Here is a 17,909-nt window from a genome sequence, read left to right on the forward strand (position 1 = left end):
TACTGCTGCTGCTTTTTCAGCAACGATATCTTTTGCTTGTTTTTTGGTAGCTACGAAAAGTATTTTTCTACCTGATGCTGCAATCTTGCTTAGAGCCTCATTGGTCTCGTCTAATTTTGCAACTGTTTTGTAAAGGTTGATTACGTGAATACCATTACGCTCCATGTAGATGTAAGGAGCCATGTTTGGATTCCACTTTCTTGTTAGGTGACCAAAATGTACACCTGCTTCTAATAATTGTTTTACTTCGACTCTCGCCATTTTAATTTAGTTTACGTTCTTATGAATTAGCAATGATAAAGTGGTATTTCGGTTTATAGCCGAAAAGCCTTCACCATTTAGATGCTAAACTAATCTTACCTTTAACCTTAAGTAATTAAAGGATTTTTAATTGTCCTAAATAGGACTTTCAATGAACTTGTTAATAATCTGGATTTTCCAGTATGATAAAATATAAAAATAGGCACCCAAAAAGGGTGCCTGGTAATCTTGTAATTCCGAATTAACGTTTCGAGAATTGGAATTTTTTACGTGCTTTCTTCTGACCGAATTTCTTACGTTCAACCATTCTTGGGTCTCTAGTTAATAGACCTTCTGGTTTAAGTACTGTTCTGTTTTCGGCATCAATCTCACACATCGCTCTAGATAAAGCAAGACGAATAGCTTCTGCTTGACCAGTGATACCACCACCGTAAACATTTACTTTTACATCATAAGTATCTAAGCTTTCAGTTAATGTGAAAGGTTGTTTTACTTTGTATTGAAGTGTTGCAGTTGGGAAGTATACACTTAAATCTTTGTTGTTAATAGTGATATCACCATTACCATCAGAAAGATATACTCTTGCTACAGCGGTCTTTCTACGACCAATTTTATGAATTACTTCCATCTTATTTAATGTCTTTTAAATTAACAACAGTTGGCTTTTGAGCTTCCTGACCGTGTTCTGTACCTGCGTAAACTTTAAGGTTTCTAAAAAGTTCAGCTCCTAATCTGTTCTTAGGTAACATTCCTTTTATTGCTTTTTCAAGAATACCTTCTGGATTTTTATCCAATAATTGTTTTACACTAGTAGTACGTTGACCACCTGGGTAGCCAGTGTATCTCATATATGATTTATCAGACCACTTGTTTCCTGTAAGAACAATTTTCTCTGCGTTGATAATAACAACATTATCACCACAATCAACATGAGGGGTGAAACTTGGCTTATGCTTTCCTCTTAACAAATAGGCGACTTTTGAAGCCATGCGTCCTAATGTTTCTCCTTCGGCATCTACCAATAACCACTCTTTGTTTACAGTTGTTCTGTTGGCCGAAACGGTCTTATAACTTAATGTATCCACTACTGCTATTTTTAACTATTATTTTAATCAATCCCTAGAAAGGGGCTGCAAATCTACAATTATTAACTTGAATTGCAAATACTTGTTTCTTATTTTTTTACATTTTTTAAATAAATGTAAGATCTAACTACTTTGTCTTTATGGAGATACTGTTAAACTTGTTGGTTTTATTACTATTTCTGTAACAATTACAATTCTTTTGTGTCTCTTCAATATCACATCAACCAACCAAAGAACGCACAATTATGAATAAATGTATATTCCAAAGTATCTTATTTCTGCTATTTATATCGACAGTAGTAGCTCAAAAAGATACTGCAAAGGTACAAAGGGAATATGTTACCAAACAACTTCCGGTGGGAGAAGAAATTGCAATTGACGGTCAATTGTTTGATAAAGCGTGGGATACTGTTTCTTGGGATGGAGGTTTTACCGTTTTTGACCCTAATAATGGAGAGGCGCCAAATCAAGCCACAAAATTTAAAATTACCTATGACACTAAATTTCTTTATGTGGGTATTCGCTGTTATGATAGTGTTCCTTCTAAAATAGAAAAAAGACTTGCCAGGCGCGATAATTTTGCTGGTGATTGGATCGAGATTAATATAGATAGTTACAATGATAAAAGAACCGGTTTCTCTTTTAATATTTCTGCTGCTGGTGTAAAGGGCGATGAGTTCATATCCCAAAATGGAGATTTTTGGGATGCCAGCTGGAACCCTATTTGGTACACTGCTTCTCAAATAGATGGAGAAGGGTGGACCGCCGAAATGAAAATACCGTTCAGTCAGCTAAAATTTGGAGAGCAGAAAGAACAAATTTGGGGGCTTCAGTTAAATAGGAGGTTTTTTAGGGCCGAAGAACGCTCTTTATGGCAGCCGGTTTCGCTTGATGCACCAGGTTGGGTAAGTGAATTTGGAGTACTGAAAGGTTTAATGGATATTCAGCCACAAAAGCAATTAGAAATTCAACCTTTTTTGGTGAATCAATATGATTCATACCCTTCGCAAGATGGTAATCCTTTTCGCGATGGTAATGATTACAGGTTAAATGCCGGTTTAGATGCTAAAATAGGTTTAACGAATGATTTGACTTTGGATTTAACCGTAAATCCAGATTTTGGGCAGGTAGATGCTGATCCCGGTGCCATTGCTTTAGACGGATTTCAAATCTTTTTTGAAGAACGACGTCCTTTTTTCATTGAAAACAAGAATATTTTCGATTATGAGTTTGCCGACGGTAATGATAATATTTTCTATAGTAGAAGAATAGGAAGGAGTCCTCAGGGTTTTGCAACTACTACACCAGATGAATTTATAGATGAACCAACCAATTCTACAATTTTGGGTGCCGCTAAATTTTCTGGCAAAACTAAAAACGGATGGTCATTGGGGCTGTTAGAAAGTGTTACCGGTAAAATGTACGCAGATATAGAAGATGTTTCTGGTAATAAACGTTCAGAGTTGGTAGAGCCGTTAACGAATTACATAGTGGGTAGAGTCCAGAAAGATTTCAATGAAAGAAATTCTTTTATTGGTGGAATTTTTACTGCTACAAATAGAAACATACCAGATAATCTAGATTTTTTACGAAGTGGAGCTTTTACGGGCGGACTAGATTTTAAACATAATTGGAAAAATAGAAACTATTATGTTGAAGGTAATATTGTAGGTAGTCACGTAACGGGTAGTGAAGGTGCAATCGCAAGAACACAAACTAGTATAACGCACCTCTTTCAAAGAGTAGATGCAGATCATGTTTCAGTAGATAATGCTAGAACTTCGCTTACAGGTACAGGTGGTAAAATAGAACTTGGTAAGGCAGGCGGTGGTAATTGGAGATATGATGGTGGTGTTATTTGGCGTTCTCCAGAATTGGAACTTAATGATATTGGTTTTTTAAGACAAGCTGATGAAATAAAGCAGACTGCTTCGGTCAGTAGGCTTTTTATAAAGCCGACCAATTTTTACAGAAGAGCCAACATGGAGTTAAGTCAGTATTCTACTTATGATTTTGAAGGTAACTACAATAGAATTCAGTACCAGTTTGAAGGATTCATAAATTATAAAAATAATTGGTGGACAGAGGTTGGTGCGGCACATAAACCTCGTATATTTTCTAATACGGTTCTTCGCGGCGGACCACGTTGGCGCTGGTCAGATGAAAATTTCGCCTATCTATTCTTTGGTTCTGACAGTAGAAAGAAGTTAAGTTTTACCCTGGGTTATGTAAATAGTCAAGCGGCTGAAAAAAACTTTTCGTTAGCACGTTATGTTTTTACATTGTACTATCAACCTTTTGATGCTTTTAACCTATCTATTTCTTCTGAGTTTGAAGAGAATCCCAATAAAACCCAATATGTAAGTGAGAGTAGTTTTAATGGCGCTGCTAGATATATAACTGGTAATATTGATCAAAAGACCTTTAGTACATCCATCCGTTTTAATTATAGTATTAATCCTAATTTGTCAATTCAATATTATGGTGAGCCTTTCATTTCTAGAGGTACATATACCAATTTTAATTATGTGAATAATCCTATCGCTGAGCGTTTAGCTGATCGAGTAAGTATGTATTCAGGAAATCAAATTACAAAATCAGCCGTTGACGATAATTATTTAATAGATGAAGATTTTGATGGTACTGTAGATTATCAGATTGAAAATCCAGATTTTTCTTATGTACAGTTTCGGTCAAATCTGGTACTTAGATGGGAATATGTGCCAGGCTCGGAAGTCTTTTTGGTTTGGTCGCAAGGAGTAGTAGGAGCAGGAAACCCTAGTGAAACTTTGGGGAGGAATTTAGACCGTCAAATACTTGGGCAGAAAAAAGACAACACTATTTTATTGAAGGCAACATATCGTTTTATTCTTTAAATAATCGGTTGTGAAGTATAACCGATTATTCAAATTTGAAATAATTGGCATTTTTTTTCGTTTTTAGGGATGTACAACCAAAAAAACTAAAAAGATGTATAAACATATTTTACTTATTGCAGGGGTGGTGTTAACACTTATGTCCTGTAGTTCTGACAAAGATGAAACCCAAGATGAAGCAGAAATTAATAGTACGGCAATTGTTGGTACTTGGGATGCTACAGAACTTGAAATTGACAATGAAACAGCAAGTGACGATGTCAAATTTGGAAAACAAATATTAGATTTTTTAACAGACAAAGATTGCTACATTATTACTCTACAGTTTAATGAGGACTTAACGGCTAGTGCTTCTAATTCTGCAAACTATATTGAAGTTAACGCTACTGCTACGGGTTTGGATATTCCTTGTCCTACTGCTTCAGATGAAAGTACGAGTACGTATACTTTTGATGGGGAAACTGTTACTACTATAGATGAAAATGGTGAAGAAGTGGCAATTAGTGTTACTATTGATGGTAATGTTATGACATTAGATGCAAGCGATCTTGATATCCCTAACTTTTCAGAAGACGGGCAATTGATTTTCGTAAAGCGTTAATTAAGCTAGAATGTCATAAAAAAACTACCCTTACATTTATTGTAAGGGTTTTTTATTGCTTGTAAAATTTGGCTTTTACATTTTGATGCTCTGATTGTATGGAAATCATGTATAATCCTTTTTCAAGATTAAAAACTGGGATGTTCAGAGAGTTTCTTTTAATATCCCATTGGTGATATATAATCTGTGTTCCGTAACTATCCCTAATGCTAATAGCGGCGTTAGAATCATTTTTAAGTCCTAAAACATTAACGACATTCGTTGCGGGGTTAGGAAATATTTTTATGTCTTGCGCAGTTAGTTTACTTGCTCCAAGGGTTATAAAAATTACTATGATTAAAAATCTTTTCATTGAATATAGCGCACCTAATTGTAGAAGTACACTATGTGCTAACGTTCTAAAAATACGTTTTCGTCTCCCTTTAAAGAAACTTTAACTAATCTTTGCTTTAATGCGCAACCAACCAATTCTCACCCAAGCCAACCTCAACATCTAAAGGAACTGCAATTTTATATGCATTTTCCATTTCAGATTTAATGAGTGTTTGTAATTCTTCTAATTCTGGTTTGTAAATATCGAATACCAATTCATCATGTACTTGCAATAACATTTTGGATTTGTAATTACCTTCTTCCAATTTATTGTGAATATTGATCATGGCAATTTTTATGATATCTGCAGCACTACCTTGAATAGGTGCATTTACCGCATTTCGTTCTGCAGCACCACGAACAATGGCGTTACTTCCATTGATGTCTTTTAGATATCTTCTTCTTCCTAAAACGGTAGATACATAACCATTGTCACGTGCAAAATCTACTTGCTCGCTCATGTAGTTCCGTAGCTTCGGGTAGGTCTTGTAATAGGTATCTATTAATTCCTTTGCTTCTTTTCTTGATAAGTCCGTTTGGTTACTTAATCCAAATGCAGATACGCCATAGATGATTCCGAAGTTTACTGTCTTGGCATTACTACGTTGTTCTCTAGTTACTTCTTCCAAAGGTACATTAAATACTTTTGATGCTGTAGAAGCATGAATGTCCTCACCATGTTTAAAAGCTTCTATCATCGTCGTTTCTTCACTCAATGCTGCAATAATACGTAGCTCTATTTGAGAGTAATCGGCTGCTAATAAAGTATAATTCTCATCTCTTGGTACAAAAGCTTTTCTTACTTGTCTGCCGCGTTCTGTTCTAATTGGAATGTTTTGTAAGTTCGGGTTATTACTACTCAAACGACCTGTTGCGGCTACAGTTTGCATATAATCTGTATGAACTCTGCCTGTGGATGGTTCTACCTGTTCGGGCAATGCATCTACATAAGTACTTTTTAATTTAGCAAGACCTCTATAATCCAATACATTTTGAATGATTTCATGGTCCTTTGCTAAATATGATAACACATCTTCTGCGGTAGAATATTGACCTGTTTTTGTCTTTTTAGGCTTGTCAACTAGTTTTAGCTTGTCAAATAAAATTTCACCTAATTGTTTTGGAGAGCCAATATTGAATTCTTCACCTGCAACCTCGTAAATTTTCGTTTCTAAATTGCTGATGTCATTTTTCAAGTCTTCTGAAAGCGAGTTCAAGAATACTTCATCTAAATTGATGCCTTCCAATTCCATATCTGCTAATACGCGTAATAGCGGAATCTCAATGTCTTGAAATAACTTTTCTGTATTGGCCTCTTTTAATTCTGGTCTAAAATGTTGTGCAAGCTGATAGGTGATGTCTGCATCTTCAACCGCATATTCCGTTTGTTTTTCTAACGGTACATCGCGCATGCTCAATTGATTCTTTCCTTTTTTGCCTATAAGTTCTGTAATGGAAACCGGAGTGTAGTTTAAATACGTCTCTGCCAATACATCCATGTTATGACGCATATCCGGATTAATTAGATAGTGTGCCAGCATGGTATCGAACAAAGGTCCTTTTACATCAATATTGTATTTGTCCAATACCTTAATATCGTACTTTAAATTCTGACCTATTTTTTCAATTTCTTCGGCTTCAAAGAAAGGGCGTAATTCTTCTAAAAGTGCCTGTGCTTCTTCTTTGCTATCTGTAAAGGGAATGTAATATCCTTTTGTTGCTTCCCAAGAGAACGCAATACCAACCAATTCTGCTGTTAAAGGATCTAAACCTGTGGTTTCCGTATCAAAACAAACCGACGTTTGCTGCATTAAGTTTTTTAGAAATAACTTCATTGCCATACCAGGAGCAACACTTTGGTAAGAATGCGCAACATCTGCAATAGTTTTTCTGCTTGAAAAATCTTTTACTGTTGCGCCAGAATCTGCGGGACTTCCGAATAATGAAAACTGTCCGGATCCAGCATCTTGAATTTCTTTTTTGGCTGCTGGTTTATTTGCAGTCTCTGTAGTGGCTTCTTCAACTTCCGCAGAAAATAATTTTATAAACTGATCTTTCAATCTTCTAAACTCAAGTTCTTCAAATATTTTCTGAACTGCTTCGGCATTTGGTTCAGACATTTCATAGTCACCAGCATTAAAAGTAACATCAACATCTAAACAAATAGTAGCTAATTTTTTAGAAAGTAAACCAAGTTCACCATTGGCTTCTACTTTCTCTTTCATTTTACCTTTTAGCTTATCGGTATTAGCTAAAAGCCCTTCCATAGAATCAAACTGCTCAATGAATTTCTTGGCAGTTTTATCACCTACACCTGGTAAGCCTGGTATGTTGTCACTGGCATCACCCATCATACCTAGGTAGTCAATAACTTGCTCTGGTCTTTCTACACCAAAACGTTTTTGTATTTCAGGAATTCCCCATATTTCAATGTCGTTACCCATTCTTGCAGGGCGATACATGAAGATGTTTTCAGAGACTAACTGTCCAAAATCTTTATCTGGCGTAACCATAAAAACCTTGTATTCTTCTTTTTCGGCTTGTTTTGCCAAAGTACCTATAATGTCATCTGCTTCCCATCCTTCTTTTACAACTACAGGAATATGCATCGCCTTAAGAATTTCTTGAATATATGGTACCGCTATACGTATGGCATCTGGTGTTTCTGATCTGTTAGCTTTATATTCGGGGAATAATTCTGTACGTTCCGCACTTCCTCCTTTATCAAAACAAACGGCTAAATGGTCAGGTTTTTCACGACGAATAACATCGAATAACGAATTCATGAACCCCATAATTGCTGAGGTATCCATGCCTTGAGAATTTATTCTAGGGTTTTTTATAAGTGCGTAGTAACCACGAAAAATTAGTGCGTATGCATCTAGCAAAAAGAGTCTTTTTTGAGCTGCCATTTTTGAATATTGATTGTAAAACGTTAAAAGTACAAATTGATAGGGAAACATTAAGGGAGATTGCCCTATTGCTTCCGTATTAAATCAAGCTAAAGAAGTGGATTAACTTTTTAAATAACTATCTGAAGGATTGTTTACATGACCTTCTTTAGTATACGTTCTGTAAGTAAACCCTGGGTGAATACAGTATCCGCCAGTTTCTCCTTTTTTATTGATTGCGATAAATCCGATTTGAAAATCTTGCTTGTCTTTATTTTTATCGATGATACGTTTTACACCCTCTTCGCATGCCTCTTGTGGCGATTTGCCTTGTCGCATTAATTCAACGATCAAAAAACTACCAACGGTCCTAACCACTTCTTCCCCAACTCCTGTTGCTGTAGCGCCACCAATTTCATTATCAACAAAGAGTCCGGCACCGATAATTGGGGAGTCACCAACCCTGCCAGCCATTTTATAAGCCATTCCGCTAGTGGTACATGCACCGGCTATATCACCATCAGCATCAATAGCTAGCATACCAATAGTATCATGATTTTCAATATTTATGATGGGTTTGTATTGCGATGTTTTTTTCCATTCTTCCCATGCTTGTTTTGACTCTTCGGTAAGCAAATCAGTTTTTTCAAAACCCTGTTCGTAGGCAAACTGTTCAGCTCCTTTTCCTGCAAGCATAACATGCGGAGTCTCTTCCATTACCTTTCTAGCTACAGAAATGGGATTCGCAATATTCTGCATTGCCAAAACAGCACCGCAATTACCGTCTTTGTCCATAATACAGGCATCTAAAGTAACATTGCCATCTCTGTCTGGTCTGCCGCCATTTCCTACTGTGCTATTGCTCAGGTCATTTTCTTCGACCATAACACCTTGGTGAACGGCATCTAGGGCATTACCTCCTTTTTCTAAAACCTCCCATGCTTTGGCTGTGGCGTTTCCAAAATTCCATGTACAAATTGCTATGGGTAGAACTGGTGCGTTATCTGCTCCTTTTAGTAAAGGAGTTTCTTTGTATGAAGCTAATATGGGTGCGGATACTATACCAGCGGCTACGGCACTAGAATTTCTTAGAAACTTTCTTCTTTTCATGGGTTTGGTTTTTTACTTTTAATGACCTTAAATATAGCAATATGATAGTAGAAGTTTGTGCTAATTCTTTAGAATCTGCCCTTGTTGCAGAACAAGCTGGAGCAGACCGAATTGAGTTGTGCTCAGAATTAGCGGTGGGCGGATTGACACCTTCTTACGGGTTGTTAAAAGCAGTGAAAGAACAAGTTTCTATTCCGGTGCATGTATTGATCAGACCTAGAAGTGGAGATTTCACATATTCTGATGATGAGCTGAAGATGATGCTAACCGATATTGAGCTTTGTGTAGAATTGGGATTTGACGGAATTGTATCTGGGGTTCTCTTAAATGATTTTTCTTTGGATATAGATCGAACCCAAAAGTTGAAGAATGCTACAGGCGATTTGAAATTTACTTTTCATAGGGCTTTTGATTGGGTTAAAAATCCGCTTGAAGCGTTAGGGCGGTTAGATGCTATGCAGATTAATTATATATTATCCTCTGGTCAACAAAAGTCTGCACCTTTAGGAATTGACCTTTTATCGGAATTAAAAAAGAAAAGCAAAAGCGTACAGATTATGCCCGGATCAGGTGTAAATGCCGGTAATGTTGATGCTTTTATGAGCAAGGGTTTTAGTGCGGTTCATTTATCGGGTACAGCTTTGATTAAAACAATACCTAATAAACCTTTGATATCAATGAATTCAGAAGGCTTTTTGAGCGATGATCATCTTGCCATTACTCAATTGGAAAATATTAATGCAGTTGTAGCTAAGGTTAAATAAAATGCAAATGAGCACATATACCGCTGTGATACAGATATCTTTGTAAAAATTTTAATCATGATTCGTTGGTTTATATTCGTCATAGCTTATGTTGCCTTAAGTTTTTATGTACTTCAGGCATTAAAGACCATTACCAAACAACCGTGGTGGTCGTGGATTTATATTGCAGTTTCATTAGCGGTTATGCTAAATTTTATTTATCAATTTTCAGTAGGTGAAGAGACGGGTCGTGTATTGAGTATATCTAAAAGTTATGCTTTTGGGTTTTTATTGACCATGTTAACGTTCAATATCATTACAATTCTGTTCCTGTTTTCAGAAGATATCTATCGTTTTATAGCAGGTGCTTATCAAAAATTGTACGGAGATGATAAGAAATTTGGACTTCCGGCCCGTAGAAGGTTTCTTAGTTTGTTAGCTCTTGGTGTGGCAGCCATACCTTTTGGAGCACTTTTATATGGTATGTATAAAGGTAAATACAACTTTAAGGTGTTGAAATATGATTTAGAGTTTGATGATCTCCCTGGTGGTTTTGATGGCTATCAAATCACTCAAATATCAGATATACATAGTGGTAGTTTCGATGATAGAAAAAAAATTGAATACGCTGTAAGCCTTATTAATGAGCAGAAAAGTGATGTGCTCTTGTTTACGGGTGATATGGTGAATAACATGACTTCTGAAATGGAGCCCTGGGCAGACTTATTTAGTACCCTTCATGCTAAAGATGGTAAGTTTTCAGTTTTGGGAAATCATGATTACGGCGATTATATTCCTTGGGATACGGAAGAATTAAAACATCAAAATTTAGAAGACCTTAAAACGTTGCAAAAGAAAATGGGTTTTGATCTTTTACTAAACGAACATAGATATCTTCAAAGGGGAGATGATAAGATTGCCTTGGTAGGAGTTGAGAATTGGGGAAAAGGCGGATTTAAAAAGGCCGGTGATCTCAAGAAAGCTGCTTCACAGATTAAAGAAAACGATTTTAAAATATTAATGAGCCATGACCCATCTCATTGGGAAATGGAAGTTATAAAGGATGCCTATCATTATCATTTGACCTTGAGCGGTCACACCCATGGTATGCAATTTGGTATTGAAATACCTGGTTGGATTAAGTGGAGCCCCGTAAAATGGAGATATCCTTATTGGGCTGGTATTTACAAAGAAATGGGGCAGTTCATTAATGTAAATAGAGGATTTGGTTTTTTGGGTTATCCGGGTAGGGTAGGTATATGGCCAGAAATTACCGTGATTACTTTAAAGAAAAAGGCATTAACATGATTTTAACCCTTTTACATTACTACTATTAGAGTGCTAACAGTAGTATTTTAACAATTTTTATTACTTTTGGCTAACAAAGAAAAGCATTTTATATGTCCAAATTTGGTGAATTAATAGATTTAAAAGTACCTGTTCTTCTTGATTTTTATGCAGAGTGGAACGAACAGTCGACTGCAATGCATCCTGTGTTAAGAGATGTAGCCGCTGCTTTAGGTAGTAGAGGTAAGGTTATAAAGATAGATGTGGATAAGAATAAAGAGCTTTCTCAGGCTTTGCGTGTTAAAGGTCTGCCTACACTTATGATTTATAAAAAAGGTGAAATGGTATGGCGACAAAGTGGTGAGCAAGATGCTACCACGCTAATGGGTATTCTTAAGGAGTACGTTTAAAATCGTAAATTATTTAAAATTAAAAAAAGCTTTGAGTGCAAACTCAAAGCTTTTTTTTTATGACCTATTCTATAATTTCGGTCTTAGTATTGTCAGGTAAAATAGTATCTGAAACCGGTACGGTATCCATCATATCTGGATCTGCCTGTTGCATTTCTTCACGCATGTCCATATCATCCTCATCTTTATAGAAATGTTGGAATTTATCAATGTACTCATTAAAGATCAAGGTTTCTTTTTCTGCAATATCTTCACTATCATTGGTTATAATAATATCTATATTACGTCTATAAGCTTCCATATCTGCTATAATATCATCAATATTGCTGTATTGTTCATCTAGGCTTGTTGAAGCGTAATACTCCAATCTTTCTTGATACTTACCTTTTAGCTTTTCAAATAAAGCACGTGCTTTTTGGTTTTCACCAACTTTATAATAACCATCTACAAAAGGTTCTACTAGTGTATAGTACCCAAATTTATCTACAGGCATATTGGTCAAAGAAATCTCGATGATATCTTTAGCCTTGTCCATTTTGTTTTCCTTGATCAACGCTTCTGTTAAACGAGCTAAGTTTCCTCTAAATGATACACTTTGAATACGGGTTTGAGTGTCATGGTAAATATCACCACCGGCATTACCCCAATCCCATCCAGTAACGATATCGTACATTAATTCTGTATCAATTCGTCCCAGTTCAAATGCATTAGGTCTTTCTGTACGGATAGGTACAAGTTTATAAGCCAAACCATCTAGTTGCAGGTAATCTTTCATCCAAAGGTATTCGGCATCATCAAAACTACCTCCAGAGAAGTATAAAGGACGTTTCCAGTCGTTGTTCGCTAAGATGTCAAGCATCATCATGCTTTTCTTAGTAATAGCGCCTGGTAGGTCTATGTCAATGTAATCAACGATTTTATCAGCGTCTTTTTGTTTTACCAAACCACTGCTCAATACATTTTGCTTGTTGACAGGAACCCTAATTTTATTAGTAGGGTAGTAGACCATGTTTTGAGTGTCTTCAGAGTACTGACTCAAATCTGCGCCGTTTTGCTCAAATAAATATTTAAGTTTTGTTCTTGGCTTATCGCTATCGATCCAATTGATGAAATCTTTAATAGGCCATCTGTTTTCAGTAATACCTTGGTGGTATAGTACATCTCTTGATCCCCATCTATATTTCTCGTGAGAAATTTGAGAAGGTATCGGTGCACTTTCGTAAGCGGCAACCTTCATTTGATCTACATACCAATCTGTTTCAAAAAGACTGGTGCATACAATACGAACGTCTGTTCTGTAATGCTCAATTTCTTGTGCATACCAAATTGGGAATGTATCATTATCTCCAATAGTAAATAAAATGGCTCCTGCATCTTCTTGACAAGAATCTAAATATGCCTTTGCAGACGAGTTTGCCGTGAATTTACCTGATCTATCATGGTCATCCCAGTTTTGTACAGCCATTACCGTTGGTACGGCAAGTAATGTTACAATTACGACAACTGGTGCCAATATTTTAGGTGTAATCCATTCTTTAAAACTGTCGTACAATCCGTATACTCCTAAACCGATCCAAAGGGCAAAGACATAGAAGGATCCTACAAGAGAATAATCTCGTTCACGTGGTTGAAATATACCTGGGTTCGTGTAAAACTGTATGGCTAATCCTGTAAACAGGAAGAACATCAATAATACCCAAAACTGCTTTTTGTCTTTTGAGAGTTGAAAAACAATACCTATGATTCCTAAAATTAATGGCAAGAAGAAATAGGTGTTCCTTCCTGGGTTGTCTTGAATATCGCTTGGTAGGTTGTCTTGACTACCTAATCTCATGCTGTCAATAGCGTTGATGCCACTTAACCAATTCCCATTATCATTATATCGACCTTGTACATCATTCTGTTTTCCAACAAAATTCCACATGAAATAACGTAAATACATATAGTTGAACTGAAATTCAAACATATATTTAATATTGTCCCACACGGTTGGTGGTTGTACTTCTATGTATTCGTCAAAACGCTTTAAAAAACTAATGTATTGGTCAGCACCGATTTCGCCATTGGCAAAACCTATTTTAACCTGTTCAGCAGCTTGTCTTAATTCTTGATTAGGTTGTGTGATTCTAAAATCTAATGCTCCAAAATAGCGCATATAGTTTTCAGCATTTTGCGAACTCCACATTCTTGGTAACAATCCTTGGTGTTTAGGATTGGGGCCTTGAACAGCGTCTTTGTATTTATTTACTACAATGTACTTGCCTAAAGTATAATCTTTCTCATACTTAGGTTTGCCATCTTGATCTTCACCTGCAGGTGCAAAAAGGTCTGAGTAATAGGTGCCATAAACAGGGCTGTCAACACCTGGGTATTGCTCTCTATTGTAATATGCTAAAAGAGCCCTTGCATCTTCTGGGTTGTTCTCATTGATGACAACTTTGGCATTTGCTCTAATAGGCAACATTAACCATGAGGAAAACCCTAAGAATAAAAACATCATACACAGAACAATGGTGTTACCTGTCTTATAATTGTTTTTACGTGTATAGTTTAAGCCAAAGTAAAATGCTGCTATAAATAATAGACCAATAATTATAGATCCAGAATTAAATGGTAATCCTATACTGTTGATGAAGAATACTTCTCCCCAACCAAAAAGTTGAAGCACGTAGGTTAGTGAGAATTTATATACTAACATTAAGATGGCTATAACAATGATGTTAGCCAATAAAAAGTTTTTTACTGTTGTCTTTTGGTAGGTTTTAAAATAATAAAGCAAACCGATAGATGGAATTGCCAAGAAGCCCATAAATTGAACTCCAAAAGTTAGTCCTACCACAAAAGATATTAATACAAGCCATTTGTTTCCGCGCGGGTCGTCAAGATTGTCGGTCCATTTTAGTCCTAACCATAATAGCAATGCCATTATAAGACTCGCCATAGAGTATACCTCTGTTTCTACGGCATTGAACCAAAAGCTATCAGAATATGTAAAAGCCAATGAGCCTACTAAGGCACTACCAAATACTGCTATTGCTTTGCTATTGGTGAAGGGACCGTCTTTATCAATTAATTTTCTGGTAATATTGGTAATTGTCCAGAACATGAATAAAATAGTAAATGCACTAGATACACCAGATACAAGGTTTACCATCATAGCAATCTGACTTGGTTCTAATGCGAACATTGCAAAAAATGCACCAATCATTTGTAGCAATGGCGCCCCGGGTGGGTGACCCACTTGAAGCTTGGCTGCTGTTGCTATATACTCTCCCGCGTCCCAAAAACTATTGGTGGGTTCAACGGTAATGTAATACGTGATAAAGGCAATAAAAAATACGGACCATCCTAATATGGTGTCCCACTTGTGGTAGTTCTTTGAAAACATGAAGCTTGGGTTAAACCTAAGTGGCGAATTTACTAATTAATCTAGAAAGGAATGAACTATTTTTATAAACCTTTAACATGGGTAAAGTAGATTTTTTTCATTTTTACTTGAAAAAATGTTTGGTGAAACAAAACTTTGTTTTAAATTTGCAGCCTCTTAAAAAGGTATTGGCCCATGGTGTAATGGTAACACTCCGGTTTTTGGTACCGTCATTCAAGGTTCGAGTCCTTGTGGGCCAACTAAGAGAACAATGCAAATCCTGATATCATATGATGTCAGGATTTTTTGTTTTTATGATTTATGTCATTTTTATTGCGTTTTAATTGCTAGACCTTCGCAATTCATACATGTTTAAACACGTAATGTGAAGAAATGGTTAGCCGAGTGTAAGTATTTTTGTACATTTAAACCGATAACGTTACAAATTCATCGGAAAAGAAACCATTTCGATTATGTTATTATATACTTTGGTACCCTAAAGAACTTAACCTTATGAAACTCTCTCCAAAAGTTTTAAAAATATTATTGATTGTTGTTGTACTTGGATTTGGAATAGGATTCTACATGCAAGACCTAAAGCATGAAGAAAGTACTGCTCATGCTTGGAAGGCAAATCGCTATAATTTAGACCGCTTTAATAAGATTATGGAATACAACAATAAAATGAACTCTTCTAACTGGCGAGTGTTGCAGGATAGTATTGATCAGCAATTAGACACGCTTATGATACTTCGTTTTCGTAAAGAAGTAGATAGTTTAGAGGATTCTGAGCCGCAGGCATACAGTGACCAGGTTGAGGTACATGCTTCTTTTATGCCTCAATAGTTTTATAACATTTTTTAATATTAAATTTCTGCGTTAATTTTAATGTAGATTTTCGGGGTCGGTTTGTTCTGAGATTTCATTGTTGGTTTCTAGAAGTTCTTCGTCTTCAGATTCCCTGATTGCGTCTTCGGCTAAATTTCTTTCGGTAATTTCTTCATCAATTTCGTCTAACATGGTGCCCATTTTCCGTTTGTCGCGTATCATGGCCCAAGTCATTACTAAACTCGTAGCTATAATTACGAACAAAAGTATACCAGATTCAAATCCTTCGATTTGTGCTTCCATAGGTATTGCATAAAACAATAATACCGTAATCAAACCTCTAGGTGCTATAAATAGTTGTGGCAGCATATCTTTTCCGACGAAAACTATTAATATTAAAAATCGTATTGCATAAATAGATGCAATAATTAATAAACTTACTATAGCTACATTGATGCTTAATAAGGATGACAATACTATAGTGATGCCAAAAATTACAAAGAAGAAGGTTCTTACTACAAATGCAGTCTCTAGCGTAACTATGTGGAGCTCGTGATAAATTTGTTGCATTCTTTCCTTTTCAAGAAAGATTTTTGTTTTTCCTGGGAAGAATAAGTTGACATTCTTTACGATCAAGCCAAAAACTAATATGATTATTAAAGATGATAGGTGCATTTTTTTGCCTATGGCATAAAGGAGTAGTAATACTGATATAAGTAAGAATAGCTTTGCTTGGCTTTTTATGCGTTGAAAAACTAAAATGATGGCATAGCTGGCAACCAATGCTATTACTATGGTGACGGCGAAATTTATGCTGAAGCCAACAACTCCTGTGTCCTCTGCAGGGTTTAGTTTTCCTGTTAAAAAGTAGAACATCATAATGCCCATGATATCAGAAAAGGTGCTTTCGTAAATATGGAATTCTTTTTTAGCTTCGCTTAGTCCGCCTACGCTAGGTATAATTATGGCACTAGAAAGAATGGAGAGCGGTGTGGCGTACAACCAAGCAGATTGCATGGTCATATTAGGTATAAATTGATATAGAATTAAAGCGGCAACGTATGCAGAGCCTACTAGGCCAATTAAAGCAATGGCCATAGATTTTAAAATGGGCCATAATTTTTCTCTTTTTAATTCTAATTCTAAAGCTGCTTCTAGTACGATCATGATAAGACCAACCGTGCCTAGAATTTCAAGAGAACCTTTGAAGTCAGGTATTTCTGGAATGAAAAATTCAAGTCCTATTTTAATGAGGATGCCCAGAACAATTAGCATAAGAACTGCAGGTATGTTTGTTTTTTTGGAGATGCCGTTAAAAAAGAAAGAAAGTACAACAATTAGGGAAGCCCCTATAATTAGGTTGTAAGATGAAAGAATTTCCATTTAATATTATTTTGGTTGGTGTTGTGCTAAAAATAAGATAATTTATAAAAGCATATATTTTTTATGGTACTTAATTATTTAATTTGATTGTTTTCATAGTGAATGAATTAGGTGTAAATAGTCTATTGTAGGAAATTAAATTTATTGTATATTTGCAAAGCTGAAAGGATATAAAAGTATTCATGAGGGGACAATTAGTCCCCTCTTTTATTACTTATTATTTATGCTAAAGGAAAAAGTAAAAGAATTATTGGAACAAGGTCTTCAAGAAGATCCCTCTCTGTTTTTAATCGATTTCACTATGGGTGCTGATAATAGCATTCATGTGGTAATAGACGGTGACCATGGGGTTACGGTTAGTGATTGTATAAAAATAAGCAGGGCTATTGAACATAATTTAGATCGTGATGAGCACGATTTTTCCCTTGAAGTAGCCTCTGCAGGTGCAGCGGCTCCGTTGGTTATGCCGCGTCAATATGTAAAAAATGTAGGCAGAAAACTTGAAGTTCGTACAAACGATGATAAGTTTGAAGGAAATTTAACTGCGGTGAACGATGATTCTATTGTGTTGGAATGGAAAGCTAGAGAGCCTAAGCCAATAGGTAAGGGGAAAGTGACTGTTCAGAAAAAAGAAGAAGTAAATTTTTCAGATATTATTAAAGCAAAAGTTGTATTAAAATTTTAATTGTAATTAC

The 17,909-nt window shown here is 35.8% G+C and carries 15 protein-coding genes and 1 tRNA gene; 8 read left to right on the forward strand and 8 right to left on the reverse strand.

All coding sequences use genetic code 11. The features are described 5' to 3' along the window. The 3 genes from rpsB to rplM all read right to left on the reverse strand — a co-directional run. Positions 1–261, reverse strand: a 261-nt coding sequence (gene rpsB / locus ABJI11_RS01055; protein WP_348348684.1) for a 30S ribosomal protein S2, incomplete at its 3' end; no start/stop codon positions are given. Between the two features lie 241 nt (positions 262–502). Then, a complete protein-coding gene (gene rpsI, locus ABJI11_RS01060; RefSeq protein WP_036151836.1) occupies positions 503–889 on the reverse strand; it encodes a 30S ribosomal protein S9 in 387 nt (128 codons plus the stop codon). A 1-nt stretch (position 890) separates the two neighbouring features. After that, entirely contained in the window at positions 891–1,346 is a 456-nt protein-coding gene (gene rplM, locus ABJI11_RS01065; protein WP_036151839.1) for a 50S ribosomal protein L13, read from the reverse strand. Positions 1,347–1,591: 245 nt separating this feature from the next. On the opposite strand from rplM, the gene ABJI11_RS01070 reads away from it, so the two are divergent. Together ABJI11_RS01070 and ABJI11_RS01075 are read left to right on the forward strand one after the other, a co-directional pair. After that, on the forward strand, positions 1,592–4,222 hold the full coding sequence (locus ABJI11_RS01070) for a DUF5916 domain-containing protein (RefSeq protein WP_348348687.1): 2,631 nt from the start codon (positions 1,592–1,594) through the stop codon (positions 4,220–4,222). 94 nt (positions 4,223–4,316) lie between these two features. Continuing rightward, positions 4,317–4,823 carry a hypothetical protein gene (locus ABJI11_RS01075; protein ID WP_348348689.1) on the forward strand — a complete coding sequence of 169 codons (507 nt, stop codon included), beginning with the start codon at positions 4,317–4,319 and terminating at the stop codon, positions 4,821–4,823. A 52-nt stretch (positions 4,824–4,875) separates the two neighbouring features. Here ABJI11_RS01075 and ABJI11_RS01080 read toward each other — a convergent pair whose 3' ends face one another. The 3 genes from ABJI11_RS01080 to ABJI11_RS01090 form a co-directional block, all read right to left on the reverse strand. Further along, on the reverse strand, positions 4,876–5,175 hold the full coding sequence (locus ABJI11_RS01080; protein ID WP_348348690.1) for a T9SS type A sorting domain-containing protein: 300 nt from the start codon (positions 5,173–5,175) through the stop codon (positions 4,876–4,878). A gap of 97 nt (positions 5,176–5,272) precedes the next feature. Further along, positions 5,273–8,107 carry a DNA polymerase I gene (gene polA, locus ABJI11_RS01085; protein WP_348348691.1) on the reverse strand — a complete coding sequence of 945 codons (2,835 nt, stop codon included), beginning with the start codon at positions 8,105–8,107 and terminating at the stop codon, positions 5,273–5,275. 102 nt (positions 8,108–8,209) lie between these two features. Next, positions 8,210–9,196, reverse strand: coding sequence for a N(4)-(beta-N-acetylglucosaminyl)-L-asparaginase (locus tag ABJI11_RS01090; protein ID WP_348348692.1), 987 nt, complete (start codon positions 9,194–9,196; stop codon positions 8,210–8,212). A 41-nt stretch (positions 9,197–9,237) separates the two neighbouring features. Here ABJI11_RS01090 and ABJI11_RS01095 point away from each other — a divergent pair, with 41 nt between their 5' ends. The 3 genes from ABJI11_RS01095 to ABJI11_RS01105 all read left to right on the forward strand — a co-directional run bounded on the left by ABJI11_RS01095 (position 9,238) and on the right by ABJI11_RS01105 (position 11,636). Further along, positions 9,238–9,960 carry a copper homeostasis protein CutC gene (locus tag ABJI11_RS01095; protein ID WP_348348693.1) on the forward strand — a complete coding sequence of 241 codons (723 nt, stop codon included), beginning with the start codon at positions 9,238–9,240 and terminating at the stop codon, positions 9,958–9,960. 57 nt (positions 9,961–10,017) lie between these two features. Continuing rightward, a complete protein-coding gene (locus ABJI11_RS01100; protein WP_348348694.1) occupies positions 10,018–11,247 on the forward strand; it encodes a metallophosphoesterase in 1,230 nt (409 codons plus the stop codon). A 92-nt stretch (positions 11,248–11,339) separates the two neighbouring features. Next, a complete protein-coding gene (locus ABJI11_RS01105; protein ID WP_036151869.1) occupies positions 11,340–11,636 on the forward strand; it encodes a thioredoxin family protein in 297 nt (98 codons plus the stop codon). 64 nt (positions 11,637–11,700) lie between these two features. Here ABJI11_RS01105 and ABJI11_RS01110 read toward each other — a convergent pair whose 3' ends face one another. Continuing rightward, positions 11,701–15,024, reverse strand: coding sequence for a DUF2723 domain-containing protein (locus ABJI11_RS01110; RefSeq protein WP_348348695.1), 3,324 nt, complete (start codon positions 15,022–15,024; stop codon positions 11,701–11,703). A gap of 168 nt (positions 15,025–15,192) precedes the next feature. On the opposite strand from ABJI11_RS01110, the gene ABJI11_RS01115 reads away from it, so the two are divergent. Together ABJI11_RS01115 and ABJI11_RS01120 are read left to right on the forward strand one after the other, a co-directional pair. Beyond that, positions 15,193–15,263: transfer RNA gene (locus ABJI11_RS01115), tRNA-Gln, on the forward strand. 253 nt (positions 15,264–15,516) lie between these two features. Beyond that, positions 15,517–15,849, forward strand: a complete 333-nt coding sequence (locus ABJI11_RS01120) for a hypothetical protein (RefSeq protein ID WP_276491954.1) — start codon at positions 15,517–15,519, stop codon at positions 15,847–15,849. A gap of 39 nt (positions 15,850–15,888) precedes the next feature. Here ABJI11_RS01120 and ABJI11_RS01125 read toward each other — a convergent pair whose 3' ends face one another. Beyond that, the gene (locus ABJI11_RS01125) at positions 15,889–17,214 is read right to left on the reverse strand and encodes a cation:proton antiporter (protein ID WP_276491955.1); all 1,326 of its coding nucleotides are present in this window, start codon (positions 17,212–17,214) and stop codon (positions 15,889–15,891) included. Positions 17,215–17,437: 223 nt separating this feature from the next. Between ABJI11_RS01125 and rimP the strand changes: the two genes are divergently transcribed. Further along, positions 17,438–17,899: a ribosome assembly cofactor RimP gene (gene rimP / locus ABJI11_RS01130; protein ID WP_036151875.1), complete on the forward strand. Its 462-nt coding sequence runs from the start codon at positions 17,438–17,440 to the stop codon at positions 17,897–17,899. Positions 17,900–17,909: the final 10 nt, after the last annotated feature.

Origin of the sequence: Maribacter sp. (genome assembly GCF_039968975.1) — a bacterium.
GTDB lineage: Bacteria > Bacteroidota > Bacteroidia > Flavobacteriales > Flavobacteriaceae > Maribacter.